Genomic DNA, 26,118 nt, shown 5'->3' with positions numbered 1-26,118 from the left:
AACGTCTCCAGCTCGTCGTCCTGCAGGTGCGGCTGGGGCTGGTGGAGGCGCTTGACCGCCACCGCACGGCCCAGCAGCTCGTCCTCGGCCCGCCACACCGTGCCCATGCCGCCACGGCCTATCCGCTCGACCAGCCGGTATCTCCCGGCCACCAGGCGTCCGAGCTCGGACATCGCGCGATTCTCCTTGGTCATCCGTTGACGGGTCCCCTCGACCGGCCGGGCTCAGGACAGGGCGACGACCCGTGCCTGCGCCGGGCCCGCGTCGAAACGCAGGACGATGTCGTAGAGGTAGGTGTCGCCGGCCCGGGGCCCCAGGGCCGTCCGGGTCCCGGGGCGCAGCAGGCGGGAGACGGTCTCGTGCCGCTCGCCCGGCGCCGAGCCGCTGACCGTGACGAGCCGCAGGGCGGTACGGCCGGTGTTCTCGAGGGTGACGGTGCGGGTCCGCGGGCACGGAGCGGCCGCGGTGCCCGCGGACCCGCACCGGAAGCGGACGTCGCCGAAGTTCCCCAGCCCGCAGGAGACCTCGGTGGCGTAGTCGATGTCCGACGAGCAGACGGCGCCGACCCGCAGACCGGCCGGTGGGGCGGCCTCGACCGCCGCCCCGTGCGCGTCGGAACCGCGTGGCTGCACGACGGCGAACACACCGAGTACGGCGGTGGCGAGTACGGCGGTGGCGAGTACGGCGGGTACGAGTGCTTTCCGCACCGGGTGCTCCAGGAGGCGGGCGAGCCGCGGCGCGCGCCGCCGGACGGCGGATGCCTCCGGGCAGCGGGTCGCCGCGGGTGCTGCGGGATCAGTGACGGATCGCGGATCGGGGGCCGCGGTGTGGACGACGGCGCTTCCCCTCGGTAATGGCACCGGATTCATGGGATCCGCCCGCTATCCGCGGATTCCCGTTCCGGCGTAGTGGCGCATGAAATGGGCTTCGGCGACGGCGAGCCGCCGCAGTTCGTCGACGGACACGCTCTCGTCCACGGCGTGGATCTGTGCCTCCGGTTCGCACAACCCGATCAGGAGGATCTCCGCCCGTGGGTAGAGGGAGGCGAGGGTGTTGCACAGGGGGATGCCGCCGCCGAGCCCCGCGATGTTCAGGTCGCGACCGCTGTAGGCCGTGCGCATGGCCTCGGCCATGGCGGTGTAGGCGGGGCTCGAGGTGTCGGCGAGGAACGGCTCGCCCTGGGCGACCTGCTCCACGGACACCCGCGCCCCCCACGGGGTGTGCTTCTCGATGTGGGCGGTCAGCAGCTCCGTGGCCTGCGCGGCGTCGACGCCCGGAGGGATGCGCAGGCTGATCGCCGCCCGCGCGCTCGCGTGGACGGAAGGGGTGGCACCCACGACCGGGGGACAGTCGATGCCCATCACGCTGAGGGACGGCCGTGCCCAGAGCCGGTCCGCCACGGAGCCGGTGCCGACGAGGTCCACCCCGTCCAGTACCCCGCCGTCCACGCGGAAATCGGCCTCGGGGTAGGCCAGTCCACGCCATGCGCCGTCGGTCTCCAGGCCTTCGACCCGGGACGATCCGTCGTCGTCCACCAGCGAGCCGAGGATCTTCACGAGCGCGGTGAGCGCATCGGGCGCGGCCCCGCCGAACTGGCCGGAGTGCAGGTTGCCGCGCAGGGTCTCGACGCCGATCCGGAGCATCGTGATGCCGCGCAGCGACGCGGTGACGGTCGGCATCCCGAGGCGGAAGTTCCCGGCGTCACCGATGAGGATCACGTCGGCTTCGAGCAGTTCGGGGTGGGCCCGCGCGTACCGTTCCAGGCCGCCCGTCGCCTGCTCCTCGGAGCCCTCCACGATCACCTTGACGTTCAGCGGCACGCCGCCGTGCGCCTTGAGCGCGCGCAGGGCCAGGAGGTGCATGACCACGGCGCCCTTGCAGTCCGCGGTGCCGCGTCCGTACCACCGTCCGTCGCGCTCGGTCAGCTCGAACGGCGGGGTGCGCCAGGCCTGTTCGTCCGGGGCCGGCTGCACGTCGTAGTGCGCGTACAACAGGATCGTGGGAGCCCCCGCCGGCCCCGCGAGGTGACCGTGGACGGACTGGTGGCCGTCGGGCATGTCGAGGACGTGTACGTCGTCGAATCCTTCGTCCCGCAGGGCGCCGGCCACCCAGGCGGCAGCCTTGTGGCATTCCTCGGGGGGTGACACGGCCGGGTCCGCGACCGACCTGAACGCGACGAATTCCGCGAGCTCGTCCCGCGCTGCCGGGATCAGCGAGGCGACGGTGTCGGCGAGGGGATCGGTGGACAACGGGAACTCCTTGGCGTGCGGGGAAGGGAGCGCCGATCGCCGGAGGAGGGAAAACGCCTCACCGTCACGGGAATTCGACAACCCCCTCGACCCTAATCGCGTCGCGACGGAGGGGAATAGAAGGTGAGTGCCATTCTCGGCGGCACGAATACCGGAGGAAAGGCAATCCGGCCGGAGGTCCACGGAGGCGCTGGCCGGCCGAGCCCCGCTCATAGAGGAGGGCCGGGGCCCGTCCTCGACGAGCGGCGTCCTGGCCGGCACCGCCTACCGTCCGCTGCCGGCCTCACGGCCCGGCCTCACTTCAGGTGCCGGCGAGCCCCGGGCGGTGCCGACGGGAAAACCCGCGAGGGGGATCCGGGACGAATCCGGATCCCCCTCGCGGGCACCTTCGGGTGACGACCCCCCGGGATCAGCTGCAGCCGCTGGTGGAGCCGCAGCCTTCGCAGAGGTAGCAGCTGCCCGCGCGGCGCATCTTCGTGCCGCAGGAGAAGCAGAGCGGGGCGTCGGCGTTGAGGCCGAGCTGGATCTCCAGCAGCTCCGTGGAGTTGTGCGCGGTCTTCGGCGCCGGGGTCACCGCGACGACCTCGGGCTTGGCCGTGGCGGCCGGCTTGGGCGCCTCGGTCTGGCGCGGGGCGGACTGCGCCAGGCCCTCGACGTCGACCTCCTCGGCGGCGGGCTCGTACGAACCCGTGTCGAGGTGGCGCTGGCGCTCCTCGGCGGAGTGGATGCCGAGGGCGGAGCGGGTCTCGAAGGGCAGGAAGTCCAGCGCCAGGCGGCGGAAGATGTAGTCGACGATCGACTGCGCCATCCGCACGTCCGGGTCGTCCGTGAGACCGGCCGGCTCGAAGCGCATGTTGGTGAACTTCGAGACGTAGGTCTCCAGCGGCACGCCGTACTGCAGGCCGACGGAGACCGCGATGGAGAAGGCGTCCATCATGCCCGCGAGGGTCGAGCCCTGCTTGGACATCTTCAGGAAGACCTCGCCCAGACCGTCGTCCGGGTAGGAGTTGGCGGTCATGTAGCCCTCGGCGCCACCCACCGTGAAGGAGGTGGTGATCCCCGGACGGCCCTTGGGGAGCCGGCGGCGGACCGGGCGGTACTCGACGACCTTCTCGACCGCGGCGGGGGCGGGGGCCTCCGCCGTCTCGGCCTTCTTCTCGTCCGCCTTCTTCTTGGCGGAGAGCGGCTGGCCGACCTTGCAGTTGTCGCGGTAGATCGCGAGCGCCTTCAGGCCGAGCTTCCAGCCCTCGTAGTAGATCTCCTCGATCTCCTCGACGGTCGCCGACTCCGGCATGTTGACCGTCTTGGAGATGGCGCCGGACAGGAACGGCTGGGTCGCGGCCATCATCCGGACGTGGCCCATCGGCGCGATGGAGCGCTCGCCCATGGCGCAGTCGAAGACCTCGTAGTGCTCGGACTTCAGGCCGGGCGCGTCGATGACGCTGCCGTGCTCGGAGATGTGGGCGACGATCGCCTCGATCTGCTCCTGCTGGTAGCCCAGGCGGTGCAGGGCCTGCGGGACCGTGTTGTTCACGATCTGCATGGAGCCGCCGCCGACCAGCTTCTTGAACTTGACCAGGGCGAGGTCCGGCTCGATCCCGGTGGTGTCGCAGTCCATCATCAGGCCGATGGTGCCGGTCGGGGCCAGCAGGGAGGCCTGCGCGTTGCGGAATCCGTTCTTCTCGCCGAGGCGCAGGACGTCCTGCCAGGCCTCGGTGGCCGCGGCCCAGACCGGGGAGTCCAGGTCGTCCATCCGCGTGGCGACCGCGTTGGCGTCGGAGTGCTGCTTCATGACGCGCTTGTGGGCGGTGGCGTTGCGGGCGTAGCCGTCGTACGGGCCGACGACCTCGGCGAGCTCCGCGGAGCGCTTGTACGAGATGCCGGTCATCAGGGAGGTGATGGCACCGGCCAGCGCGCGGCCGCCCTCGGAGTCGTAGGCGTGGCCGGTCGCCATGAGCAGCGCGCCGAGGTTGGCGTAGCCGACGCCCAGCTGGCGGAAGGCCCGGGTGGTCTCGCCGATCTTCTGCGTCGGGAAGTCCGCGAAGGAGATGGAGATGTCCATCGCGGTGATGACGAGCTCGACGACCTTGGCGAAGCGCACGGCGTCGAAGCGCTGGTTGCCCTTCCCGTCGTCGTCGAGGAACTTCATCAGGTTGAGCGAGGCGAGGTTGCAGGACGAGTTGTCCAGGTGCATGTACTCGCTGCAGGGGTTGGACGCGGTGATGCGGCCGGTCTCCGGCGTGGTGTGCCAGTGGTTGATGACGTCGTCGTACTGGATGCCGGGGTCGGCGCAGGCCCAGGCGGCCTCGGCCAGCTTGCGGAACAGCGCCTTGGCGTCGATCTCCTCGATGACCTCGCCGGTCATCCGGGCGCGCAGGCCGAACTTCTCGCCGTTCTCGTACGCCTTCATGAACTCTTCGTTCACGCGGACGGAGTTGTTGGCGTTCTGGTACTGGACGGACGCGATGTCGTCGCCGCCCAGGTCCATGTCGAAGCCCGCGTCGCGCAGGGCGCGGATCTTCTCCTCCTCCTTCACCTTGGTCTCGATGAAGGCCTCGACGTCGGGGTGGTCGACGTCCAGGACGACCATCTTGGCCGCGCGGCGGGTGGCGCCGCCGGACTTGATGGTGCCGGCGGAGGCGTCCGCGCCGCGCATGAAGGAGACCGGGCCGGAGGCGTTGCCGCCGGAGGAGAGCAGCTCCTTGGAGGAGCGGATGCGGGAGAGGTTCAGGCCCGCGCCGGAACCGCCCTTGAAGATCATCCCCTCTTCCTTGTACCAGTCGAGGATGGACTCCATGGAGTCGTCGACCGAGAGGATGAAGCACGCCGAGACCTGCTGCGGCTGGGCGGTGCCGACGTTGAACCAGACCGGGGAGTTGAAGCTGAAGACCTGGTGGAGCAGGGCCCAGGTGAGCTCGTGCTCGAAGATCTCCGCATCGGCGGGCGACGCGAAGTAGCCGTGGTCCTCGCCGGCCTTGCGGTACGTCGTGACCACGCGGTCGATCAGCTGGCGGAGGCTGCTCTCGCGCTGCGGGGAACCGACGGCACCGCGGAAGTACTTGCTGGTGACGATGTTGACCGCGTTCACCGACCAGAAGTCGGGGAACTCCACGCCGCGCTGCTCGAAGTTGATCGAGCCGTCGCGCCAGTTGGTCATGACGACGTCACGGCGTTCCCAGACCACCTCGTCGTAGGGGTGCGTCCCCGGGGTGGTGTGGATGCGCTCGATGCGCAGGCCCTTGGCGGCCGGAGCCGCCGCGGCCGCCTTGCCGGCCTTGGCTCGGGAACTCCGTGCCGGGCCGCTCGTCGTCTCTGTCATGTGCCGCCTCCCATTACAGGCATTACAGGTAAAACGCCCTGAAGCGCCGCGGTCTTCCCGCGTCTGTGTCTCTCACGGCCGGTACACCCCCGGGTGCCCGGCAAGTCTCGTACCGGTGTGCCGCCGCTACTCTGCGGCGACGGCGGCGGTCGGGACGGCTCCGTCCCGGTCCCGCCCACCGGTGTCGTCCGGTGGTCCCTGGTCACGCAGCTCGGCGATCGCCGTCTCGAAGTCCTCGAGCGAGTCGAAGGCCCGGTAGACGGAGGCGAAGCGGAGGTAGGCGACCAGGTCCAGGTCCTTCAGCGGGCCGAGTATGGCCAGTCCGACGTCGTGGGTCGACAGCTCGGCGCTGCCCGTGGCGCGCACCGCCTCCTCGACGCGCTGCCCGAGCTGGGCGAGGGCGTCCTCGGTGACGGGCCGGCCCTGGCAGGCCTTGCGGACTCCGGCGATGACCTTGTTACGACTGAAGGGTTCGGTGACCCCGCTGCGCTTGATCACCATCAGCGAGGCCGTCTCCACGGTGGTGAAGCGGCGGCCGCAGTCGGGGCACTGCCGGCGACGACGGATCGAGGTGCCGTCGTCGGTGGTCCGGCTGTCGACGACGCGGCTGTCGGGGTGTCGGCAGAAGGGGCAGTGCATCGTTTCCCTCTCCCTCCCTCACCCACGGTGAGCGCACGACTTCTGAGCCCGAGGGGCCGGTCACGGCCCCGCGAAGCAGCCACAAGCATAGGCGATCCGGGAGGGCTTGATGACCCGGGGACCACTACTTGTGGGGGCTGGACCCCATCCAACCACTAGATCTGGTGGCGTGGCGGCCATATGCACCCATCGCGCGGACCGCGTGTCGCGGCCCGCCGACGGGACGGGAGCCTACGCGACGCGCGGCCTCCCGGGAGAGCCGGGGCGCGGATGACACACTGGGTGTACGGATCGTCACGGCTCGCGCATCATGGAACCGGGCGGGCGGACGGGGGCGACACCGCAATACCGGCCCGGGGAAACGGCGTTCGGATCCCGAATGCGGGCTGAATTCGAAATCATATTCGATCAATACCATCTACACCTTGATCGCGTCACTGGATCCGTGCAAATTCACTCGAACGTGTGTTTGGCGCAACCTTTCGAAAGCAACTACCGTTGTCCTACTAGGGAGAACATCTCGAGAGGGGCCGCCGTGACCACCACCGCCGACAGCGCCACATTGACCGCCCATGACCGCCCCCAGGACCGGCTACGCCCGATGGAAGCGATGAACGACGAGACGCCAAAGCCCGCGCGAGCGCTACCCGGACGACCTCCAGGAATCCGGGCGGACAGTTCCGGGCTCACCGACCGCCAAAGGCGCGTCATCGAGGTGATCCGGGATTCCGTCCAGCGGCGCGGATACCCGCCGTCCATGCGCGAGATCGGCCAGGCCGTCGGGCTGTCGAGCACCTCGTCGGTCGCCCATCAGCTCATGGCGCTGGAGCGCAAGGGCTTCCTCCGGCGTGACCCGCACCGGCCCCGCGCTTACGAGGTACGCGCCTCCGACTCCGCGCAGGCGCAGCCCACGGACACCGCGGGCAAGCCGTCCGCATCGTACGTCCCCCTGGTGGGCCGGATCGCCGCCGGTGGCCCGATCCTCGCCGAGGAGTCCGTGGAGGACGTGTTCCCGCTCCCCCGCCAGCTGGTGGGCGACGGCGAGCTGTTCGTCCTGAAGGTCGTCGGCGACTCGATGATCGAGGCGGCCATCTGCGACGGCGACTGGGTGACCGTGCGCCGTCAGCCGGTCGCGGAGAACGGCGACATCGTCGCCGCGATGATCGAGGGAGAGGCCACGGTCAAGCGCTTCAAGCGCGAGGACGGGCATGTGTGGCTGATGCCGCACAATGCCGCGTACCAGCCCATCGCCGGTGACGAGGCGACCATCCTCGGCAAGGTCGTGGCGGTGCTGCGCCGGGTCTGAGCCAAGGACCCGCCCGTGACCGGGCCCCGGAACCTCTGCGCCGGTTCCGGGGCCCCGTTGTGTGCCGGCGCTGCTGTCGTGCTCTGCCGCGGGTGCCCGGTGGCGTCACTCGGCCGCCGAGGCGGCGGCGTCGATGGCGGCCAGCGAACGGCGGACCTGGTTGCGGTCGGTCGTCTGCCAGAAGTCCGGCATCGAGGCCTTGATGAAGCCGCCGTAGCGGGCCGTCACCAGCCGGGGGTCGAGGACGGCGACGACCCCGCGGTCCCCGGAGGCCCGCACCAGCCGGCCGGCGCCCTGCGCCATGAGCAGGGCCGCGTGCGTGGCCGCGACCGCCATGAAACCGTTGCCGCCCCTGTCCTCCACCGCCTTCTGGCGCGCGCTCATCAGCGGGTCGTCGGGGCGGGGGAACGGGATCCGGTCCATGACGACCAACTGGCAGTTCGGCCCGGGCACGTCCACGCCCTGCCAGAGCGAGAGGGTGCCGAACAGGCAGGTGCGGGCGTCGGAGGCGAAGCGGCGGATCAGCTCGCCCAGGGTCTCCTCGCCCTGCAGCAGGACCGGGTGGTCGATGCGGCCGCGCAGCGCCTCGGCGGCGCCCTGGGCCGCACGCATGGACGAGAACAGCCCGAGCGTACGGCCGCCCGCGGCCTCGATCAGCTCCGCGAGCTCGTCCAGCATGTCCTCGCGGCCGCTGTCCCGGCCGGGCTGCGACAGATGACGGGCGACGTAGAGGATGCCCTGCCGGGGGTAGTCGAAGGGCGAACCGACGTCGACGCCCTTCCACACCGGCGGCTCCTCCTCGCCCTCTGCCGCCACGGTGCCCTCCGGGGCCAGCCCCAGCGAGGCCGCGACCCCGTTGAAGTCGCCGCCGAGCCGCAGCGTGGCCGAGGTCAGGACGACGGAGCGCTCGGTGAACAGCTTCTCCCGCAGCAGTCCGGAGACGCTGAGCGGCGCGACCCGCAGCGAGGCGCCGAAGCGGTCGTGGCGCTCGTACCAGACGACGTCGTACTCGGAGCCCTCCACGATGCGCTCGGCGACCTCGTGGACGTTCTCCGTGGCGGCGAGGGCCATCTTCCGCACGGCGTCCTCGTCCTGCACGGAGCGGTCACGGGTCTCGCCGAGCGAGGTGATGACCTGACGGCAGGCGTCGCGCAGCGCCATCAGGGCGTAGCGGAGATCCTCGGGCAGCTCCTCCAGACGCCCGGGGAGGGCCAGCTCCATGAGCCGCTCGAAGCCCTCCGACGCGCTCATCAGGGCGTCCGCGGCCTTCTCGTTGACCAGCTTGGCCGCGAGCTTCACCGTCCGGTTGACCCTGCCGGGGGTGAGCTCGCCCGTGGCGACCCCGGTGACGCGCGAGACCAGTTCATGGGCCTCGTCGACGACCAGCACCTCGTGGCTGGGCAGGACGGGCGCGCCCTCCAGGGCGTCGATGGCCAGCAGCGCGTGGTTGGTGACCACGACGTCGGCGAGCTTGGCGCGCTCGCGCGCCGCCTCCGCGAAGCACTCGGCGCCGTAGGCGCAGCGCGAGGCGCCCAGGCACTCGCGGGAGGTCACCGAGACCTGCTGCCAGGCGCGGTCCGAGACGCCGGGGGTGAGGTCGTCGCGGTCGCCGCTCTCCGTCTCGTCCGACCAGTCGCGCAGCCGGAGCAGGTCCTGGCCGAGCTTGCTGGTCGGCGCCGCGGCCTCGAACTGGTCGAAGAGCCCGTCGCCCTCGTCCTGCGGCACGCCCTCGTGGAGCCGGTGCAGGCACAGGTAGTTGGAGCGGCCCTTGAGCATCGCGAACTGCGGCTCGCGGCGCAGCAGCGGCTGCAGCGCGGTGACGGTGCGCGGCAGGTCGCGCTCGACGAGCTGGCGCTGCAGGGCCAGGGTCGCGGTGGCCACCACGACGCGTTCGCCCTGCGCCAGCGCGGGCACCAGGTAGCCCAGCGACTTGCCGGTTCCGGTGCCGGCCTGGACCAGCAGGTGGGAGCCGCTGTCGACGGCTTCGGCGACGGCTTCGGCCATGGTGACCTGGCCGGGGCGCTCCACTCCGCCGACCGCGGTGACGGCGGCGTGGAGGAGGTCGGTGAGGGCGGGCTTCGCGGGCTGTGTCATAGGGCATCCAGCCTACGGGGCGGCACTGACACCGCGGTCGCCACCGCACGTACCGGCGCCCGCCCGCGGGCGCGGCCGGTCACAGGACGTGACGCAGCGCGCGGTCGCGGACCAGCAGCGCGGCCCGCTTGCCGGGCAGCTCGACCTCGGCGGAGAAGCGGAAGCCCGCGGCGAGGAAGGCGGCCACCGACGGGGTGTTGCGCAGGTCGGGCTCGGCGATCACCCGGGTGCACCGGGGGCGCTGCCGCAGGGCGTGGTCGGCGACGGCCCGCAGCAGGGTGCCGCCGAGGCCGCGGGCCCGGTCGGCGACGGGACCGATGAGCAGGTGGAGCCCGGTGTCGTGGGGGCGGGCCGGGTAGTAGCGGGCCACCGCGTCGAGGTCGGCGCGGTACACCTCCCAGTAGCTCATGGGCACCCCGTCGAGGACCCCGACGCAGGGCATGCTGCGCCCGTCGCCGTCGAGCTGGGCGCGCAGGTGCCGCTCGGCGACCTCGGGCCGGCCCGCGAGGTCCCAGAACTCCGCGACGGCGGGGTCGTTCATCCAGTGGGTGATGACCGGGAGGTCGCGCTCGGGGCGTACGGGGACGAGCTGGAAGGTGCCCGCGGGGGTGCCGACCGGGCCCCAGTCGGCGACGCCGTCGAGGAGGTCGTCGAGCGGGGCCGGGCCGCCGGCGCGGTCGTCGGCGGTGACGTCCTCGTCGAGGAGGGCGCGGAGCTCGGGCGGCAGTTCCAGGTCGAGGGTGTCGTCGGCGTTCCCGGCACCGGCGTCCCGGGGGTCGGCGGTCGTGGGCGGGCACACGGGGGCGGGGGTGGGGTCGGCGGTCGCCACGGTGGTCGCGGCCTCCTCTCGTCAGGCGGTGAGGGGGTTGGGGACGGTGACGTAGACGGACTGGGTGTCGACGGGGCCGGCCAGCTCGTCCATCCCGTGCAGCCGGGTGAGGAGGTTGGCCTTGCAGCGCAGCCCGGGTTCCGCCAGCAGCCGTGCGGGCAGGCCGGAGCGGCCGGTGCGGGCGGCCTGCTCCAGGAAGCGGCGCAGGGCGGCGAGGAGCACCCGTTCGTCGGCGAGGCGCTGGGAGCCCAGGGCGCCGACCAGGCCGAGGACGTTGTTGACGCCGAGGTAGTAGGCGAAGCGCTCGTCCGCCACGGCGTCGGCCACGAAGGTGTCGCTGCTCCCGCCGGCCCCGGGCAGCAGGGCGGTGAGCCCGGCGCGCGCGGACTCGCGGAAGTAGTAGCCCTGGTTGTCGCGGTAGCGGCCGCCGGCCGGCCAGCCGTGGGCGTCGAGGACGACCAGGGTGTTCTGCTGGTGGGCCTCCAGGGCGATGCCCGCCTCGCCGTCCAGCCACAGCACCGGCCGGACCACGGCATCCAGGTAGCGCAGGAACCACTCGGTGGCGACGGCCGCCACCGGTCGTCCGGTACGGGACGCGAGCCGGGCCAGCAGTTCGCCGAGCCGGGACCGCAGGGCGCCCCCGTCCGGCGCGGGGCGCAGGGCCGTGATCCCGGCGAGGCAGCGCACCTCGTCGCCGGGGCCGAAGGGGTTGTGCCGCAGGACGACGTCGAGGCCGGGTACGGGGGCGCCGGAGGCGGTGCCGACGGCCAGCCAGGCGGGGTCGCGGACGATGTCGAACCCGGGGTGCGCGGCGTGCCAGCGCGCGGCGAGGCCGGCCCGCAGCAGCCGGTGCACCTCGACGCCCCGGTGGAGTTCCTTGCGGAGGTTCTCGCGGCGTGAGTTGGTGATCCGCAGCGCCAGCGAGAGCTTGAGCATCGCGGGGGCGCCCGGACGGAACACCGTGCGCAGCGAGGACGTGGGGTGCCAGGGGTCACCCGCGGCGCCGAGGTCGTGGAGGAGCCCGGCCTCCAGCAGTGCGCGCACCGCCGGGCGGTGGGCGACCTCGCGGGCCTGCCAGGGGTGGAGCGGCAGGGCCACGGTGCCGGCGGGCAGCCGCCGGGCGAGTTCCGGTCCGGCGAGGGCCGCCAGCAGGTGCTCGGCGGGGACCGGGCGGCCGCGTTCGGTCCAGGCGGAGTCGGTGGCCAGCAGCGAGCGGTGCACGGACAGCCAGTGCAGGGCGAAGGCCCCGCGCGTTTCCGGGGCGTAGACCACGGCCTCGGTCTCGGTGAGTCCTTCCCGGCCCTTGGGCGCGGGGTGGAGCGGGTGGCCCAGGACGAGGGCCTGCTCGGAGTCGAGGAAGGGGTGGGTCCCCCGGGGGGCGGCGGGGCGGGCGCGGCGCGCGGAGAGGAAGGCGGCGGTCTGGCGTACGGAGTCGGCGACCCGCGCGACGAGGCCGGGACCGTCCGGGCCGGCCGCGGCGGCCTCCCGTGCGAGCAGCGCGGCGAGGGTGACGGCGTCCAGTGCGGCGCCCCCGGCGGCGGGGCGCGGGGCGCCGAGGCGGTGGTGGCCGACGGCCGACCAGTGCAGGACCGGGACGAGGAGTTCCGCGCCGCCGGCGGGCAGCGGCACGCGCAGGGTGCGGCCGTCCGGCTCCGGTGGCAGCCCCGTCTCGCGGACCCAGCAGCGCAGCAGGGCCTCCGTGCCGGCGGCGTCGGCGGCGGCCCACGGATCCGCCTGCTCCAGGGGGTCGTCGCCGGGCGACGGGGCGGACGGTCCGGGCAGCCCGGCGTGGGCCGGCGGTTCGGCCCGGCCCGGCATTTCGGCCGCGGCGGCGCGCTGCTGGGGGACGGCTGCCACGGCGGCTTCGTCGCCGGGACGTACGGTCATCGCTTCGCTCCGTGAGGGGTCGGCGCCCGGTGCGGTCCGCCCCGGGGCGGGGCCGGTGGGCACGAGGTCACGCCCGGACCGCCGTCGCCGCGACGAGGGCGTCGGCGAGGCGGTCGAGGACGGCTTCTGACTGTTCTTCGGTGATCGTCAGCGGGGGCAGCAGCCGGATCACGGCGGCGTCGCGGCCGCCGAGTTCGACGATGAGGCCGCGGTCGAGGGCGGCCCGCCGGACGGCCGCCGCGAGGCGGGGCGCGGTCGGGGGGACGCCCCGGGGGCCGGGGGCGGCGTCCGGGTCGACGAGTTCGACGCCCAGCATGAGGCCGCGGCCGCGGACGTCGCCGACGCAGGGGTGCTCCTCGGCCAGCGCCCGCAGCCGGGCGAGCATCCGGGCACCGAGCTCGGCGGCGCGCTCGGCGAGGCCGTTGCGCCGCACGTAGGCAAGGGTGGCCGTGCCCGCGGCCATGGCGAGCTGGTTACCGCGGAAGGTGCCCGCGTGGGCACCGGGCTGCCAGGAGTCGAGTTCCTCGCGGTAGACGATGACGGCGAGCGGGAGGCTGCCGCCGATCGCCTTGGACAGCACCATCACGTCCGGGACGACGCCGCTGTGCTCGACGGCCCAGAAGGTCCCGGTGCGCCCCACGCCGGTCTGCACCTCGTCGGCGATGAGCGGGATGCCGCGGGCCGCGGTGAGGTCGCGCATCCGCCGCAGCCAGGTGTCGGGGGCGGGGATGACACCGCCCTCGCCCTGGACGGGTTCGAGGAGCATGCCCGCGGGGGGCTGGATGCCGCCCTTGGGGTCGTCGAGCAGGTTCTCCGTCAGGCGGGCGGAGAGTTCGGCGCCGTGTTCCCCGCCGACGCCGAACGGGCAGCGGTAGCCGTACGGGTAGGGGAGCCGGGTGATCCGGGCGTCGGCGGCGCCGGCCGCACCCCGGACGGCGATGTCCCCGGTGGCGGCGAGGGCGGCGGCGGTCATGCCGTGGTAGCCGCCGGAGAAGGCGAGCAGTCCGCTGCGGCCGGTGGCGGTGCGGACGAGTTTGAGGGCGGCCTCGACCGCGTCGGTGCCGGCCGGGCCGCAGAACTGGATGCGTCCGTGGTCGGCGAGTTCGCGCGGCAGGGTCTCGAAGAGCGCGGTGGTGAAGGCGTCCTTGACGGGGGTGGCGAGGTCCAGCACGTGGAGCGGGGCACCGGAGTCGAGGACGGCGCGGATGGCCTCGAGGACGACGGGGTGGTTGTGGCCGAGGGCGAGGGTGCCGGCGCCGGAGAGGCAGTCGAGGTAGCGGCGGCCGTCGGCTCCCTCGACGGTCATGCCGCGGGCGCGCACGGGGACGACGGGCAGCGAGCGGGCGTAGGTGCGGGCGGCGGACTCGCGCGCCGACTGACGCCGCAGGATGCCCTCGGTGTCGTCGAACTCGACCTCGTGCACCGCCGGTCGGCTCCTGGCGCTCGGCATGGCGGCCACGTGCTCACTCCTCGGTGTCGTCTGCTCCGTCCCCGGAGCTACCAACGACGCGCGCGCTTACCGGCAACTGTCTCGGGCCGAGATCCTGGCGAGGAACCGCGGGTGCGGCGCCCGCCGTCCTCCCTTCGAGGGCACGGTGAGGCGTTGCCCTTGAGCGGGCAGACGACATGCTCACAACAGGGGGACCACAACCCATGGCACCGATAAGCCGGTTGGCCGTGGCCGCCGTCGCCGCGGCGCTGCTCGCCGTGACCGCGACCGCCTGCGGCCCGTCCGACGACAACGCCGACGCCAAGCCGAGCCCGACACCCAGCGCCACGGCCGGTGACGGCGGCCTCCAGCTGCCGACGGCCCTCCCGACCAGCCTCGACGACCTGGACCAGTGGGCCGACGCGCTGAAGAACGGCGGCTGGAAGGACTGGGACAAGGACAAGTGGCTGCGCGACGCGGCCGACTTCATCAATCCCGTCATCAAGGACCTCTGGGACGCCGACCGGCTCCGCAACGCCGACGGGACCCCGGACGACGAGCAACGGCCCGACCTGGGGCGGGTGGACGACGGCACCACCGACCGCGAGCCCGCCGCGATCCGGGCGCAGCGCCTTTCGACCCCGTACCACGAGGCCTCCCCGGCGACGGGCAAGCTGCTCTTCGACATGCCCGACGGCCAGGCGGTCTGCTCGGCGACCGTGGTCGGCGACCCGGCCAACCCGGGCCGCAGCAACCTGGTGTGGACGGCGGGGCACTGCGTGCACGCGGGCGCCCAGGGCGGCTGGTACCGCAACATCGTCTTCGTGCCGTCCTTCAACGACACGGGCCTGAGCGGCGCCGCGCTGCGGAGCGCCACCAAGGAGCAGCTCGCCCCCTACGGCACGTGGTGGGCGACGGAGGCGGGGACCTCCCAGCAGTGGATCGACGGGGGCGGGGAGTCCTCGGAGACGAGTTCCGCCTACCCCTACGACTTCGCGGTGCTGAAGGTGACCAACCCGGACTCCGGCACGTCGCTGGAGGAGACCGTCGGGGCGTCGGTGCCGGTCTGGTTCGACGCGCCCACCTCGGCCGGCATCGACTCCATGGACATCCGCGGCTACCCCGCCGCGGCCCCCTTCGACGGCTTCGGCTACCAGCAGTACCACTGCTCGGGCGACCCGGTCCGCCTCGCCCTGGACCCGGGGGCACCGACCATGCACTGGCTCGGCTGCACCATGACGGCGGGCTCCTCCGGCGGCGGCTGGTTCGCCCGGGGGCCCGGCGGGAAGCCGGCCCTGGTCAGCAACACCTCCATCGGTCCGCAGGACAGTCCTCGCTGGCTGGCCGGACCGCACCTGGGCTCCGAGGCCGAGGAGGTCTTCGACGCGATCCGCGGCTGACACCGCCGCCGGACACGAGGAGGGCCCGCCCCCGGCCGGGGGCGGGCCCTCCTCGTACGTGCGTGCCGCCTAGCGGCGCGCGACCAGCGCGAACGGTTCGAGCTCCGCCGCGAGCTCGTCGTGCACCCGCGCCTTGAGCAGGGTGCCCTCGCCGGTGTGCTCCTCGGAGAGCACCTCGCCGTCCGCGTGCACGCGGGCGACGAGCGCACCGCGCGTGTACGGCACCAGGGCCTCGATCTCGACGGCGGGCCGCGGCAGCTCGTCGTCCACCATGGCGAGCAGCTCCGCGATGCCCCGCCCGGTGCGGGCGGATACGGCGATCGCGTGCTTCTCACGGCGCAGCAGGGACTGCAGCAGCACCGGGTCGGCGGCGTCCGCCTTGTTGATCACCACGATCTCCGGCACGTCCAGCGCGCCGACGTCGCGGAAGACCTCGCGCACGGCGGCGAGCTGCTCGTCCGGGTTGGGGTGCGAGCCGTCCACCACGTGCAGGATGAGGTCGGCCTCGGCGACCTCCTCCATGGTGGAGCGGAACGCCTCGACCAGGTGGTGCGGCAGGTGCCGCACAAAACCGACGGTGTCGGCCAGGGTGTAGAGCCGGCCGCTCGGGGTCTCCGCCCGGCGCACGGTCGGGTCCAGGGTGGCGAACAGCGCGTTCTCCACCAGGACGCCCGCGCCGGTGAGCCGGTTGAGCAGCGAGGACTTGCCGGCGTTGGTGTAGCCGGCGATCGCCACCGAGGGCACCTTGTGGCGCTTGCGCTCCTGGCGCTTGAGGTCGCGGCTGGTCTTCATCTCCGCGATCTCCCGGCGCATCTTGGCCATCTTCTCGCGGATGCGCCGCCGGTCGGTCTCGATCTTGGTCTCACCGGGACCACGGGTCGCCATGCCGCCGCCCGAGGAGCCGGCGCCACCGCCACCCATCTGCCGGGACAGCGACTGGCCCCAGCCTCGCAGCCGCGGCAGCATGTACTGCATCTGCGCGAGCGAGACCTGGGCCTTGCCCTCACGGCTCTTGGCGTGCTGGGCGAAGATGTCGAGGATCAGTGCGGTGCGGTCGACGACCTTGACCTTGACGACGTCCTCGAGGTGGATGAGCTGGCCGGGGCTGAGCTCACCGTCGCAGACCACGGTGTCCGCACCGCTCTCCATGACGATGTCGCGCAGCTCCTGGGCCTTGCCGGAACCGATGTAGGTGGCCGGGTCCGGCTTGTCACGGCGCTGGATGACACCGTCCAGGACGAGGGCGCCGGCGGTCTCGGCGAGGGCGGCGAGTTCCGCGAGGGAGTTCTCGGCGTCCTGCACCGTGCCGTCCGTCCAGACCCCGACGAGCACGACCCGCTCCAGGCGGAGCTGGCGGTACTCGACCTCGGTGATGTCCTCGAGCTCGGTGGAGAGGCCCGCGACGCGGCGCAGCGACGCCCGCTCGGAGCGGTCGAACTGGTCGCCGTCACGCTCTCCGTCGATCTCGTGACTCCAGGCGACGTCCTCTTCCATCAGGGCGTCGGCCCGAAGGCTCTCGGGGAGGCGCTGGCGGCTGCGGGCAGAAGAAGAGGAGGAAGAGGAGGTCATTGGATCCTTTGCTCGGAAGATCGGCGGGACGGGGGGGCTCTCGCCCCTCGTACGGAGACAACGCCGCACGGACCCGGAGGATTCCCCCGGCCCGGGCACGCCGCCGTCGCCGCACCTAGATGGTCGCACGGTCGTCGCCGCCGGGTCACGCGACTTTCCCCGCCTTGCGCCGGTGCGCGGGACCGTGCACCGGTTTGGCGGGCACGGAGCGCCTCCAGTCGGGGTGGCCCGGCATCGGGGGCGTGGTCGGGCCGTAGAGCCAGGCGCCCAGAAAACCGCCCAGGTCGCGGCCGGCGACCTCGGAGGCGAGGGCGATGAAGTCCCGGGTGGAGGCGACCCCGTCGCGGTGGCGGGCGACCCAGGCCCGCTCCAGCCGCTGGAAGGCGTCGGCGCCCATCTCCTGGCGCAGCGCGTACAGCACGAGCGCTCCGCCGTAGTAGACGTTGCCGCGGAAGATGCCGAGCTTGCCGTCGGCGCCGGGCGGCTTGGGGGCGGCGGCCGGGCCGCCGTCGCGGCGCAGACGCGCGTCGGCGCCGTAGGCGGCCTTGGCGAGCTGCTCCAGGGTGAGCTCGTGGTAGTGCTCGGCGGCGTAGCGCCACTGGTACCAGGTGGCGTGCCCCTCGTTGAGCCACAGGTCGGACCAGGTCGCGGGCGAGACGCTGTCGCCGAACCACTGGTGGGCCAGTTCGTGCACCATCACCGGCGCCGCGTCGGCCTCCCGGGCCAGCAGCACCCGCCGCTCGAAGAGCGAAAGGGTCTGGGTCTCCAGCTCGAAGCCGGTGACGGTGTCGGCGCTGAGGATGCCGTACGTCTCGAAGGGGTACGGGCCGACCTGCTGCTCCATCCACGCGATCTGCCCGGCGGTCATCGCCAGGCGCTTCTCCAGCTTGGCCCGGTCGGGGTCGGCGGAGCCGACGACGTCGCGCAGCGGGAGGCCGCCGGGGCCGGTGCGGCGCAGCACCGCGGAGCGGCCGATGGAGACCTGGGCGAGCTCGGTGGCCATCACGTGGACGGTGCGGTAGTTCCAGGTCGTCACGGGGCCCTTGCGGACGGCCGTCTCGGGCAGGCCGTTGGCGACGACGGTGAGGTCGTTCGGCGCGGTGACGTGGAAGGCGAAGCGGGCCTTGTCCGAGGGGTGGTCGTTGCAGGGGAAGACGGTGTGGGCGGCGGCTGCCTGGTTGGCCATGGCCAGGCCGTCCTTGGTGCGGATCCAGCCGGTGTCGCCCTTGACCGCGGGGTCGCTGGTGTGGACGACGGTCACCCGCAGGCGGTCGCCGCGCGGTACCGGGACGGCGGGGGTGACGACCAGTTCCTCGCGCCAGGTGCTGAACGCCGCCCGGCGGCCGTTGACCTGCACGGAACGGACGTCGCCGCGGAAGTCGAGGTGGAAGCGGTCGAGGGTGTCCGTGGCGAGCGCGTCGACCCGGGTCACCGTGTCCAGGGGCCGGTCGTTGCCGCGGTAGGTGAACGAGATGTCGTAGTCGTAGACGTCGTACCCGGGGTTGCCGAGTTCGGGGTAGAGCCGGTCACCGAGCCCCGCGGGCGTCGCGTCGCCGGGCAGTCCGGCCGCGGTGAGCGCCACCACGGCCGCCGCGGTGACGGTGGCACGGCGCGCAAAGGATCCGATCATGGGATACCGGTATCAGCGCACCGTGCCCGCCCGACGGCGGCACGTCAGCACCCCACCCGATCGGGTACTCCCCTACGGCTGCGCGGCGGCCACGGCCTCCTGGGCGCGGTACACGTCGTACACACCGGGGACGGCGCGCATGGCGCGCATGAGGGCGGGCAGCGCTTCCGGGTCGGGCAGTTCGACGGTGTAGGTGTGGCGTACGCGGTGCTCCTGCGGCGGCTCCACGGCCGCGTAGACGATGGCGACGCCCTGGGTGGCGATCACCTCGGTGAGGTCGGCGAGCAGCCGGGGCCGGCCGAGCGCCTCGGCGTAGAGGGTGGCCCGGTGGCCGGTGACGGGGGCGTCGGAGCGCCAGTGGACGGCGACCCTGGCGCGGCCCGAGGCGGCCATGCGCGCGGCGACGGGACACTCGCTGCGGTGCACGGCGACGGTGCCGCCGCGGATGGGGAAGCCGGTGATCCCGTCGGGCGGCACGGGCGTGCAGCAGCGGGCCATGCGGACGGCGGTCCCGGGAGGGTCGGTGTCCGCGAGCGGTTCGGCGGCCCTGCGGGCGGCCGTCGCGGCGGCGCGGACGGCGGGGGCGGCAGGCTCCTCCTCGGCGGTGGCCGCCGGGTGGGCCTCCAGCCAGCGGGCGATGGCGATCCGGGCGGCCGGGGTGCGGGCATGCTCCAGCCACTCGGGCGACGGCCCGTACCCGTCCCCGTCCCCGTCGGTGGCCTCGGCCATCAGGAGCTGGACGGTGTCGCCGTCCCGCAGGACCGTGCCGAGCGGCGCGAGCCGCCCGTTGACGCGCACCCCGACGCAGGAGTGGGCGCCCTCACCGTGCAGTGCGTACGCGGCGTCGGTACAGGTGGCGCCGTCGGGCAGGCCCACGGTGCCGCCGTCGGCGGAGAAGACGGTGATCTCGCGGTCCTGGGCGAGCTCGTCGCGCAGGGTGCTCCAGAAGAAGTCCGGGTCGGGCGCCTCGCGCTGCCACTCCAGCAACCGGGCCAGCCAGCCGGGGCGCGTGGGGTCGACGCGCTCGCCCTCGTCGGAGTCCGCCGCCTCGGCGGTGGCGTACGGGTTGCCGAGCGCGATGACCCCGGCCTCGGCGGTGTGGTGCATCTGCCGTGTGCGGATGAGGACTTCGGCGATGCGGCCCTCGCCGTCGCGGATGGCGGTGTGCAGCGACTGGTACAGGTTGAACTTGGGCGCCGCGATGAAGTCCTTGAACTCCGCGATGACGGGGGTGAAGCAGGTGTGCAGTTCACCGAGGACGGCGTAGCAGTCGGCGTCCTCGGCGACCTGGATCAGCACCCGCCCGAAGTCGCTGCCGCCGGGCTGCGCGCCGCCGCGCTTGAGCCGCACCCGGTGCACGGACACCACGTGCCGGGGCCGCACCTCGACCTCGGAGCTGATGCCGGCCTCGCGGAGCACCTTGCGGACGTCCTCGGCGACGGCGCCCAGCGGATCGGGCAGGGCGGCGTGCTCCAGGATGAGTTCGGTGGTGCGGAGGTAGTCCTCGGGGTGGAGGATGGCGAAGACCAGGTCCTCCAGTTCGGTCTTCAGCGCCTGGACGCCGAGGCGTTCGGCGAGCGGGATCAGCACGTCCCGGGTGACCTTCGCGATGCGGGCCTGTTTCTCGGGGCGCATGACGCCGAGGGTGCGCATGTTGTGCAGCCGGTCGGCGAGCTTGATGGACATGACGCGGACGTCGTTGCCGGTGGCGACGAGCATCTTGCGGAAGGTCTCGGGCTCGGCGGCGGCGCCGTAGTCCACCTTCTCCAGCTTGGTGACGCCGTCGACGAGGAAGCGGACCTCCTCGCCGAACTCCTCCCGTACCTGATCGAGCGTCACATCGGTGTCCTCGACGGTGTCGTGGAGCAGCGACGCGGTCAACGTCGTGGTCTCCGCCCCGAGTTCGGCGAGGATCAGGGTCACGGCGAGCGGGTGCGTGATGTACGGCTCCCCGCTCTTGCGCATCTGGCCGCGGTGCGAGGACTCGGCGAGCACGTACGCCGTGTGCAGGATGGCGAGGTCCGCGCCGGGATGTCGGGCGCGGTGCACCTTGGCGATGTGCTCGATGGACTCCGGCAGCCGGCCGGCGCGGCCGCCGGGGCCCAGCAGGGCGGCGCGTCCCAGCCGGCGCAGGTCCGCGGCCCGGGGGATGCGCCTGCGTCCTGCGGCGCCCGGGGCGGTCTCCACTGCGTTGTCCGGTCTCATGCGGCACCTCCGGCAGCGTCACCCACCGGCGGGATGGCTTCCGTGCCGGTGCTTGATGCTACCGAGCCCATCACGTGCCGCTGCCACGCTCTCGCCCAGCGTGATCGGCATCACCCGTTCGAGCGAATACCGGGCCCTCGGAGCGGGTATTCTCAGCCGCCGTCGCCGAGCCAGGCCGGATCGATGACGCCCTCGGCGACGATCACGGCGGGACCGGTCATCTCGACGGTGCCGTCGGGACGTTCGGTGATCACCAGGGTGCCGCCCGGCAGGTCGACGCGGTACGTCTCGGGACGGCCGGTGACGGCCGGGTCGCGGCCGTCGCGCCGGGCCGCGGCGACCATGACGGCGCAGGCCCCGGTGCCGCAGGAACGGGTCTCGCCGGAGCCGCGCTCGTGGACCCGCATGGCGACGTGGCGCTCCCCCCGGTCGACGACGAACTCCACGTTCACACCGTCCGGGTAGGCCGCGGCAGGCGTGTGGGCCGGGGGGTCCAGCAGCTTGCCGGCGTCGGCGAGGTCGTCGACGAAGGCGACGGCGTGCGGGTTGCCCATGTTCACGTTGCGGGCGGGCCAGCTGCGCCCGCCGACCGCCACCTCGACCTCGCCGGCGGGGAGCGCGGCGCGGCCCATGTCGACGGTGATGTCGCCGTCCTTGTCGATGTGCACCCGGCGCACGCCGGCGCGGGTCGCCACGGCGACGTCCCCGGCTCCGGTGAGACCGGCGCGCCGGAGGTAGTGGGCGAAGACCCGCACGCCGTTGCCGCACATCTCCGCGATGCTGCCGTCGCTGTTGCGGTAGTCCATGAACCACTCGGCCTCGGCGGCCATGGCCGCGGCCTCCGGGTGCTTCGCCGACCGCACGACCCGCAGCACCCCGTCGCCGCCGATCCCGGCGCGGCGGTCGCACAGGCGTGCGACGGTCCCCGCGGTCAGGTCGAGGGCCCCGTCGGGGTCGGGGATGATCACGAAGTCGTTCTCCGTGCCGTGCCCCTTGAGGAAGGGCAGGCCCTGCGGTGCTGCGCTGGTCATGCGCCGAGTCTACGGGTCAGCGCAGACGGGCGACCCGCCAGAAGGCGAGCAGCGTCAGCACCACCGTGATCGCCGCGTACAGCGCCACGAAGCGCCAGTCCGGGCGGCGGCCGGAGCCGCGGGCCGGCAGCCCCGGCCAGGTGTAGCCGACCCGCCGTGCGGCCATGATCCCCCAGCCCGCGGAGCAGCAGCCCAGCAGGAGGCCGAGCATCGCGACGACGGCACCGCCGTCGCCGGTCTCGAAGGCCAGCGGGAAGGCGAACATGAGCGAGCCGAGCACGCCGAGGGCGACGATCGGGGCGAGCTGCCACGCGCGCAGGCGCCGCTCGGGACGCAGCTCGCGGAAGGACTGCTCCTCCTCCGCGAGGGTCTGCCCGTCCAGCGGGTCCTCCAGGGGGCCGTCCACCACGAGCCGGTCGCGCGGCTCGAGCTCCTCGCCAGAGGTGCGCTCGGTGTGTTCCGGCTGCGGTCCGTTGCGAGGGCCGGCTTCCATCGCCACGCGCCCTCCCAAGAAGTCCGACACCGTAGCTCCGATGCTCGATGATGGCACGCTCGAAGAGGCGTCAAGTGCCGCTGGGGCGTCCCGATGCCATCACGTGATCAGGCTGTGACCGCCCGACCGGGCGGGGCCGAGCAGGGCGAGCGCCTGGCCGACCAGTTCCTGTCCACGGCCCGCCAGCCAGTGCACCCGGCCGTCCCGGCGGAACCACGAGTCCTGCCGGCGCGCGAAGCGTTTGGTGGCGCGGACGGTCTCGGCGCGCGCCTCCGCGTCCGTGCACTCCCCGGCCAGCGCGGCCAGCACCTGCTGGTAGCCGAGCGCCCGGGAGGCGGTGCGCCCCTCGCGCAGGCCGGCCGTCTCCAGGGCGGCCACCTCGCCGACCAGTCCGGCCTCCCACATGCGGTCGACCCGCAGCGTGATGCGTTCGTCGAGCTCCGGGCGGGGGACGTCGACGCCGATCTGGACGGTGTCGTACACGGAGTCGTGCCCGGGCAGGTTCGCGGTGAAGGGGCGGCCGGTGATCTCCACGACCTCCAGCGCGCGGACGATCCGCCGGCCGTTGCCGGGCAGGATCGCGCGGGCCGCCTCCGGGTCCACGGCGGCCAGGCGGGCGTGCAGCGGGCCGGAGCCGAGCGTGTCAAGCTCGGCCTCCAGCCGGGCGCGCACCTGCGGGTCGGTGCCGGGGAACTCCAGGGCGTCGATGGCGGCGCGCACGTAGAGCCCCGAGCCGCCGACGAGCACGGGGGTGCGACCGGCGGCCAGCAGCCGGTCGATCTCGGCGCGGGCGAGGCGCTGGTACTCGGCGACGCTGGCGGCCTGGGTGACGTCCCAGATGTCGAGCAGGTGGTGCGGCACGCCCTGCCGCTCGTCCTCGGTGAGCTTGGCGGTGCCGATGTCCATGCCGCGGTAGAGCTGCATGGAATCCGCGTTGACCACCTCGCCGTCGAGGGCCTGCGCAAGGGCGACTCCGAGGTCGGACTTGCCGGCCGCGGTGGGGCCGACGACGGCGATCACGTGGGGGACGTCGATTCTCACGTGCACAGTTTCGCAAATTCCGGCGGCGCGGATTCACCGGTGGACGAGTAAGATCTTTACGGGAAAGGGGTCATTTCCGGCAAAGGCATCCACGGGAGACGGTGACGCATGAGCTTCAAGGACACGCTGAAGGCCAAGGCCGAGCACGCCAAGGCCAGGGCCGGCGCGAAGGCCGGCGACTTCATGGAGCACCACGGCGAGTCGATCGGCTCCCGCCTGGACAAGGTCGCGCGCACGGTCGACGAGAAGACCAAGCACAAGTACAGCGGGAAGATCCACAAGGGCGTGGACAAGACGAAGGACGCCATGGAGCACCTCAAGGAGGGCGGCTCCAAGGGCACGCCCTGAGGACGGTCCCGGACCCCGGGGGACCGGCCGGTCTACGACCAGGCCGCCACGAAGTAGCCGACGCCGTAGGGCGCCTGGTCGTACAGCAGTTGGCCACCCAGCCCGGCGCCGTCCGCGGCGCCGGCCAGGACCTGCCAGGGGGCGCGGCCTGCCGCCCCCAGGTCGGTGGCGAGCCGTGCGTCCAGGGCCGCCAGCGCCCCGGTGTCGGCGGCACCGAGGGCGCGCGCCACGGACGCGTCGAAGGGCTCGGCCCGCTCGTCGAGGTAGCCGGGAGCCTTGAGCGTGCGGGACGTGGTGCCGTCGCCCATGACCAGCAGCGTCACCCGGTCGGCCAGCCCCGCCAGTCCCTGTCCCAGCTCCAGCATCCTGGCCGCCGGCGCGTGCGCGGGCACGGCGCAGGCGTGCAGGGGCGCCACGGAGCCCGCCTGCGTCAGGAGCCAGGCCGCGAGCGTCAGCGACGGAGCCAGGGGCTCGGGGTCGCTGCCGTCGCCTAGCCGCACCGTCAGGTTGACGCCGTACGGGCGCAGCGAGCCCGTACCGCCGCCCTCCCAGACGTGCGCGGAGTCCGCGGCACCCACCACGACCAGCAGATCGGCACGCGCGGCGGCCAGCACGGCCAACGCGTCGGCGCAGGCGGCGCGCAGCGGGTCCAGTTCCGGCGCCGCGCCCGACGCGACGTCGGGCACGAGCAGCGGCGGACAGGGGCAGACGGCGGCGGCGACCAGCATGATCGGAACCCTACCGTCCGCCGTCTCAGAAGCCCTCGGGCACGCGGTCCCAGGGCTCGGCCGTGGCGGCGACCTTCGGGTCCTTGCTGTCGCGGACCAGCTCGGCGACCGTGAAACGGCAGATGTAGGTCGTGGTCACACCCTCGTTGACCTGGACGAACCCCTCCCCCGAGCGGTACAGCCAGCTGCGCCGCACGCTGAACGGCTTGCTGGGCCGGTAGGCCAGCGCCGCCTCCTCCAGCTTGCCCAGCGCCTCCTCGCGCGTGCCCTCGGCGTGGCCGAGGAGCTCGAACTCCCAGCGCCTGGCGTCGCCGCTGCCCACGGTCTCCTCGGCGAAGAGCCCCCAACGAGCCATCCGTGTCCCCCCTCGTCTCCGCGGTCCTCGCGGACCCCGCTCCGTCAGTCGCAGCCGCAGCCCGGCGCGGCCGCCGCCGCTGCGGGAACGGGCGCGCCGATCGTCGGCAGGCCCAGCATGACACCCGCGGGCTTGGCCGCCGCGGCCGAGGTACGCCGCTCCCAGGCGTCGCCCGCCGCAGTGCGGCGGACGCCGAAGGCCGGGCTCTCGGCGAGGAGGTGGTGCGGCGCGGCGTAGGTGATCTCCGCCATGACCATGTCCCCGGGGCGGACCGGCTCGGCGGGCGGCGCGAAGTGCACCAGGCGGTTGTCGGGGGCGCGGCCGGACAGGCGGTGCGTGGCGTCGTCCTTGCGGCCCTCGCCCTCGGCGACCAGCACCTCCAGGACGCGGCCGACCTGCTTCTTGTTCTCGGCCCAGGAGATCTCCTCCTGCAGCGCGACCAGCCGCTCGTAGCGCTCCTGGACGACCGCCTTCGGCACCTGCCCCTCCATCTCGGCGGCGGGCGTGCCCGGGCGCTTGGAGTACTGGAAGGTGAAGGCCTGCGCGAAGCGCGCCTCGCGGACCACGTGCAGCGTCTGCTCGAAGTCCTCCTCGGTTTCGCCGGGGAAGCCCACGATGATGTCGGTGGAGATGGCGGCGTCCGGCATGGCCGCGCGCACCTTCTCGATGATGCCGAGGTAGCGGTCCTGCCGGTACGAGCGGCGCATCGCGCGCAGCACGGCGTCGGAGCCGGACTGCAGCGGCATGTGCAGCTGGTGCATCACGTTCGGGGTCTCGGCCATGGCCGCGATCACGTCGTCGGTGAAGTCGCGCGGGTGGGGCGAGGTGAAGCGGACCCGCTCCAGGCCGTCGATCTTCCCGCAGGCGCGCAGCAGCTTGCTGAATGCCTCGCGGTCGCCGATGTCGGAGCCGTAGGCGTTGACGTTCTGGCCGAGCAGGGTGACCTCGGTGACGCCCTCGGCGACCAGCGCCTCGACCTCGGCGAGGATGTCGCCGGGGCGGCGGTCCTTCTCCTTGCCGCGCAGCGCGGGGACGATGCAGAAGGTGCAGGTGTTGTTGCAGCCGACCGAGATCGACACCCACGCCGCGTAGGCCGACTCGCGCCGCGTCGGGAGCGTGGACGGGAAGGTCTCCAGCGACTCGGCGATCTCGACCTGCGCCTCTTCGGCGATCCTGGCGCGCTCCAGCAGCACGGGGAGGCTGCCGATGTTGTGGGTGCCGAAGACGACGTCGACCCAGGGGGCCTTCTTGACGATCGTGTCCCGGTCCTTCTGCGCCAGGCAGCCGCCGACGGCGATCTGCATGCCCGGCCGGGCGGCCTTCTGCGGCGCCAGGCGGCCGAGGTTGCCGTACAGGCGGTTGTCGGCGTTCTCCCGGACCGCGCAGGTGTTGAAGACGACGACATCTGCGGACACCGTGCCGTCCTCGTCCTTGGGCGCGCGGACGTAGCCGGCCGCCTCCAGGAGGCCTGCCAGCCGCTCGGAGTCGTGGACGTTCATCTGGCACCCGTAGGTGCGGATCTCGTAGCTCTTCACATCCTGCTCTTCACGCTGCACCCATCCAGGG

The 26,118-nt window shown here is 73.0% G+C and carries 20 protein-coding genes and 1 pseudogene; 3 read left to right on the top strand and 18 right to left on the bottom strand.

Annotated elements, in window-relative coordinates:
- The 5 genes and pseudogenes from ACFYYN_RS37810 to nrdR form a co-directional block, all read right to left on the bottom strand.
- A pseudogene (locus tag ACFYYN_RS37810) lies at window positions 1–173 on the bottom strand (serine/threonine protein kinase); the annotation flags it as partial.
- Between the two features lie 51 nt (window positions 174–224).
- Complete coding sequence (locus ACFYYN_RS37805) at window positions 225–707, bottom strand: hypothetical protein (RefSeq protein ID WP_500549349.1); 483 nt, start codon at window positions 705–707, stop codon at window positions 225–227.
- Between the two features lie 174 nt (window positions 708–881).
- On the bottom strand, window positions 882–2,249 hold the full coding sequence (locus tag ACFYYN_RS37800; protein WP_500549348.1) for a dipeptidase: 1,368 nt from the start codon (window positions 2,247–2,249) through the stop codon (window positions 882–884).
- Window positions 2,250–2,658: 409 nt separating this feature from the next.
- A complete protein-coding gene (locus ACFYYN_RS37795) occupies window positions 2,659–5,568 on the bottom strand; it encodes a vitamin B12-dependent ribonucleotide reductase (RefSeq protein WP_500549347.1) in 2,910 nt (969 codons plus the stop codon).
- 126 nt (window positions 5,569–5,694) lie between these two features.
- Window positions 5,695–6,207: a transcriptional regulator NrdR gene (gene nrdR / locus ACFYYN_RS37790; RefSeq protein WP_499514420.1), complete on the bottom strand. Its 513-nt coding sequence runs from the start codon at window positions 6,205–6,207 to the stop codon at window positions 5,695–5,697.
- A gap of 535 nt (window positions 6,208–6,742) precedes the next feature.
- Here nrdR and lexA point away from each other — a divergent pair.
- Window positions 6,743–7,513, top strand: a complete 771-nt coding sequence (gene lexA / locus ACFYYN_RS37785) for a LexA family protein (protein ID WP_499514419.1) — start codon at window positions 6,743–6,745, stop codon at window positions 7,511–7,513.
- 105 nt (window positions 7,514–7,618) lie between these two features.
- Here the strand turns inward: lexA and ACFYYN_RS37780 are convergent, their stop codons facing one another.
- From ACFYYN_RS37780 to ACFYYN_RS37765, 4 genes are all read right to left on the bottom strand, one after another.
- On the bottom strand, window positions 7,619–9,607 hold the full coding sequence (locus ACFYYN_RS37780; protein ID WP_499514418.1) for an ATP-dependent DNA helicase: 1,989 nt from the start codon (window positions 9,605–9,607) through the stop codon (window positions 7,619–7,621).
- Window positions 9,608–9,686: 79 nt separating this feature from the next.
- The gene (locus tag ACFYYN_RS37775; RefSeq protein ID WP_500549346.1) at window positions 9,687–10,436 is read right to left on the bottom strand and encodes a GNAT family N-acetyltransferase; all 750 of its coding nucleotides are present in this window, start codon (window positions 10,434–10,436) and stop codon (window positions 9,687–9,689) included.
- Window positions 10,437–10,457: 21 nt separating this feature from the next.
- Complete coding sequence (locus tag ACFYYN_RS37770) at window positions 10,458–12,323, bottom strand: IucA/IucC family protein (RefSeq protein ID WP_500549345.1); 1,866 nt, start codon at window positions 12,321–12,323, stop codon at window positions 10,458–10,460.
- 67 nt (window positions 12,324–12,390) lie between these two features.
- A complete protein-coding gene (locus tag ACFYYN_RS37765) occupies window positions 12,391–13,773 on the bottom strand; it encodes a diaminobutyrate--2-oxoglutarate transaminase family protein (protein WP_500549351.1) in 1,383 nt (460 codons plus the stop codon).
- A gap of 203 nt (window positions 13,774–13,976) precedes the next feature.
- Between ACFYYN_RS37765 and ACFYYN_RS37760 the strand changes: the two genes are divergently transcribed.
- Window positions 13,977–15,152, top strand: a complete 1,176-nt coding sequence (locus tag ACFYYN_RS37760; protein WP_500549344.1) for a trypsin-like serine peptidase — start codon at window positions 13,977–13,979, stop codon at window positions 15,150–15,152.
- A gap of 69 nt (window positions 15,153–15,221) precedes the next feature.
- On the opposite strand, the gene hflX is transcribed toward ACFYYN_RS37760, so the two are convergent.
- The 6 genes from hflX to miaA form a co-directional block, all read right to left on the bottom strand.
- Window positions 15,222–16,721: a GTPase HflX gene (gene hflX / locus ACFYYN_RS37755; RefSeq protein ID WP_500329038.1), complete on the bottom strand. Its 1,500-nt coding sequence runs from the start codon at window positions 16,719–16,721 to the stop codon at window positions 15,222–15,224.
- Between the two features lie 145 nt (window positions 16,722–16,866).
- Window positions 16,867–18,351 carry a M1 family metallopeptidase gene (locus ACFYYN_RS37750; protein WP_500549343.1) on the bottom strand — a complete coding sequence of 495 codons (1,485 nt, stop codon included), beginning with the start codon at window positions 18,349–18,351 and terminating at the stop codon, window positions 16,867–16,869.
- Between the two features lie 72 nt (window positions 18,352–18,423).
- Entirely contained in the window at window positions 18,424–20,556 is a 2,133-nt protein-coding gene (locus ACFYYN_RS37745) for a RelA/SpoT family protein (RefSeq protein ID WP_500329040.1), read from the bottom strand.
- A 152-nt stretch (window positions 20,557–20,708) separates the two neighbouring features.
- A complete protein-coding gene (gene dapF, locus ACFYYN_RS37740; RefSeq protein WP_500549342.1) occupies window positions 20,709–21,587 on the bottom strand; it encodes a diaminopimelate epimerase in 879 nt (292 codons plus the stop codon).
- 16 nt (window positions 21,588–21,603) lie between these two features.
- Window positions 21,604–22,080, bottom strand: coding sequence for a hypothetical protein (locus tag ACFYYN_RS37735; protein WP_499516967.1), 477 nt, complete (start codon window positions 22,078–22,080; stop codon window positions 21,604–21,606).
- Window positions 22,081–22,179: 99 nt separating this feature from the next.
- On the bottom strand, window positions 22,180–23,121 hold the full coding sequence (gene miaA, locus ACFYYN_RS37730) for a tRNA (adenosine(37)-N6)-dimethylallyltransferase MiaA (protein WP_500549341.1): 942 nt from the start codon (window positions 23,119–23,121) through the stop codon (window positions 22,180–22,182).
- A gap of 108 nt (window positions 23,122–23,229) precedes the next feature.
- Here miaA and ACFYYN_RS37725 point away from each other — a divergent pair, with 108 nt between their 5' ends.
- Window positions 23,230–23,469: an antitoxin gene (locus ACFYYN_RS37725; RefSeq protein ID WP_499514409.1), complete on the top strand. Its 240-nt coding sequence runs from the start codon at window positions 23,230–23,232 to the stop codon at window positions 23,467–23,469.
- 32 nt (window positions 23,470–23,501) lie between these two features.
- Here ACFYYN_RS37725 and ACFYYN_RS37720 read toward each other — a convergent pair whose 3' ends face one another.
- Genes ACFYYN_RS37720 through miaB form a run of 3 tightly spaced genes read right to left on the bottom strand, consistent with a single transcriptional unit; the run spans window position 23,502 to window position 26,087 of the window.
- Window positions 23,502–24,197 carry a class III extradiol ring-cleavage dioxygenase family protein gene (locus ACFYYN_RS37720; protein ID WP_500549340.1) on the bottom strand — a complete coding sequence of 232 codons (696 nt, stop codon included), beginning with the start codon at window positions 24,195–24,197 and terminating at the stop codon, window positions 23,502–23,504.
- A 25-nt stretch (window positions 24,198–24,222) separates the two neighbouring features.
- Window positions 24,223–24,552: a hypothetical protein gene (locus ACFYYN_RS37715; protein ID WP_499514407.1), complete on the bottom strand. Its 330-nt coding sequence runs from the start codon at window positions 24,550–24,552 to the stop codon at window positions 24,223–24,225.
- Between the two features lie 44 nt (window positions 24,553–24,596).
- Window positions 24,597–26,087: a tRNA (N6-isopentenyl adenosine(37)-C2)-methylthiotransferase MiaB gene (gene miaB, locus ACFYYN_RS37710; RefSeq protein ID WP_500549350.1), complete on the bottom strand. Its 1,491-nt coding sequence runs from the start codon at window positions 26,085–26,087 to the stop codon at window positions 24,597–24,599.
- Window positions 26,088–26,118 lie beyond the last annotated feature (31 nt).

The organism is Streptomyces sp. NPDC001902 (genome assembly GCF_042891295.1).
Taxonomy (GTDB): domain Bacteria; phylum Actinomycetota; class Actinomycetes; order Streptomycetales; family Streptomycetaceae; genus Actinacidiphila.
The sequence above is the reverse complement of the archived record's forward strand: the minus strand, read 5'-3'. Positions and strand labels throughout refer to the sequence as shown.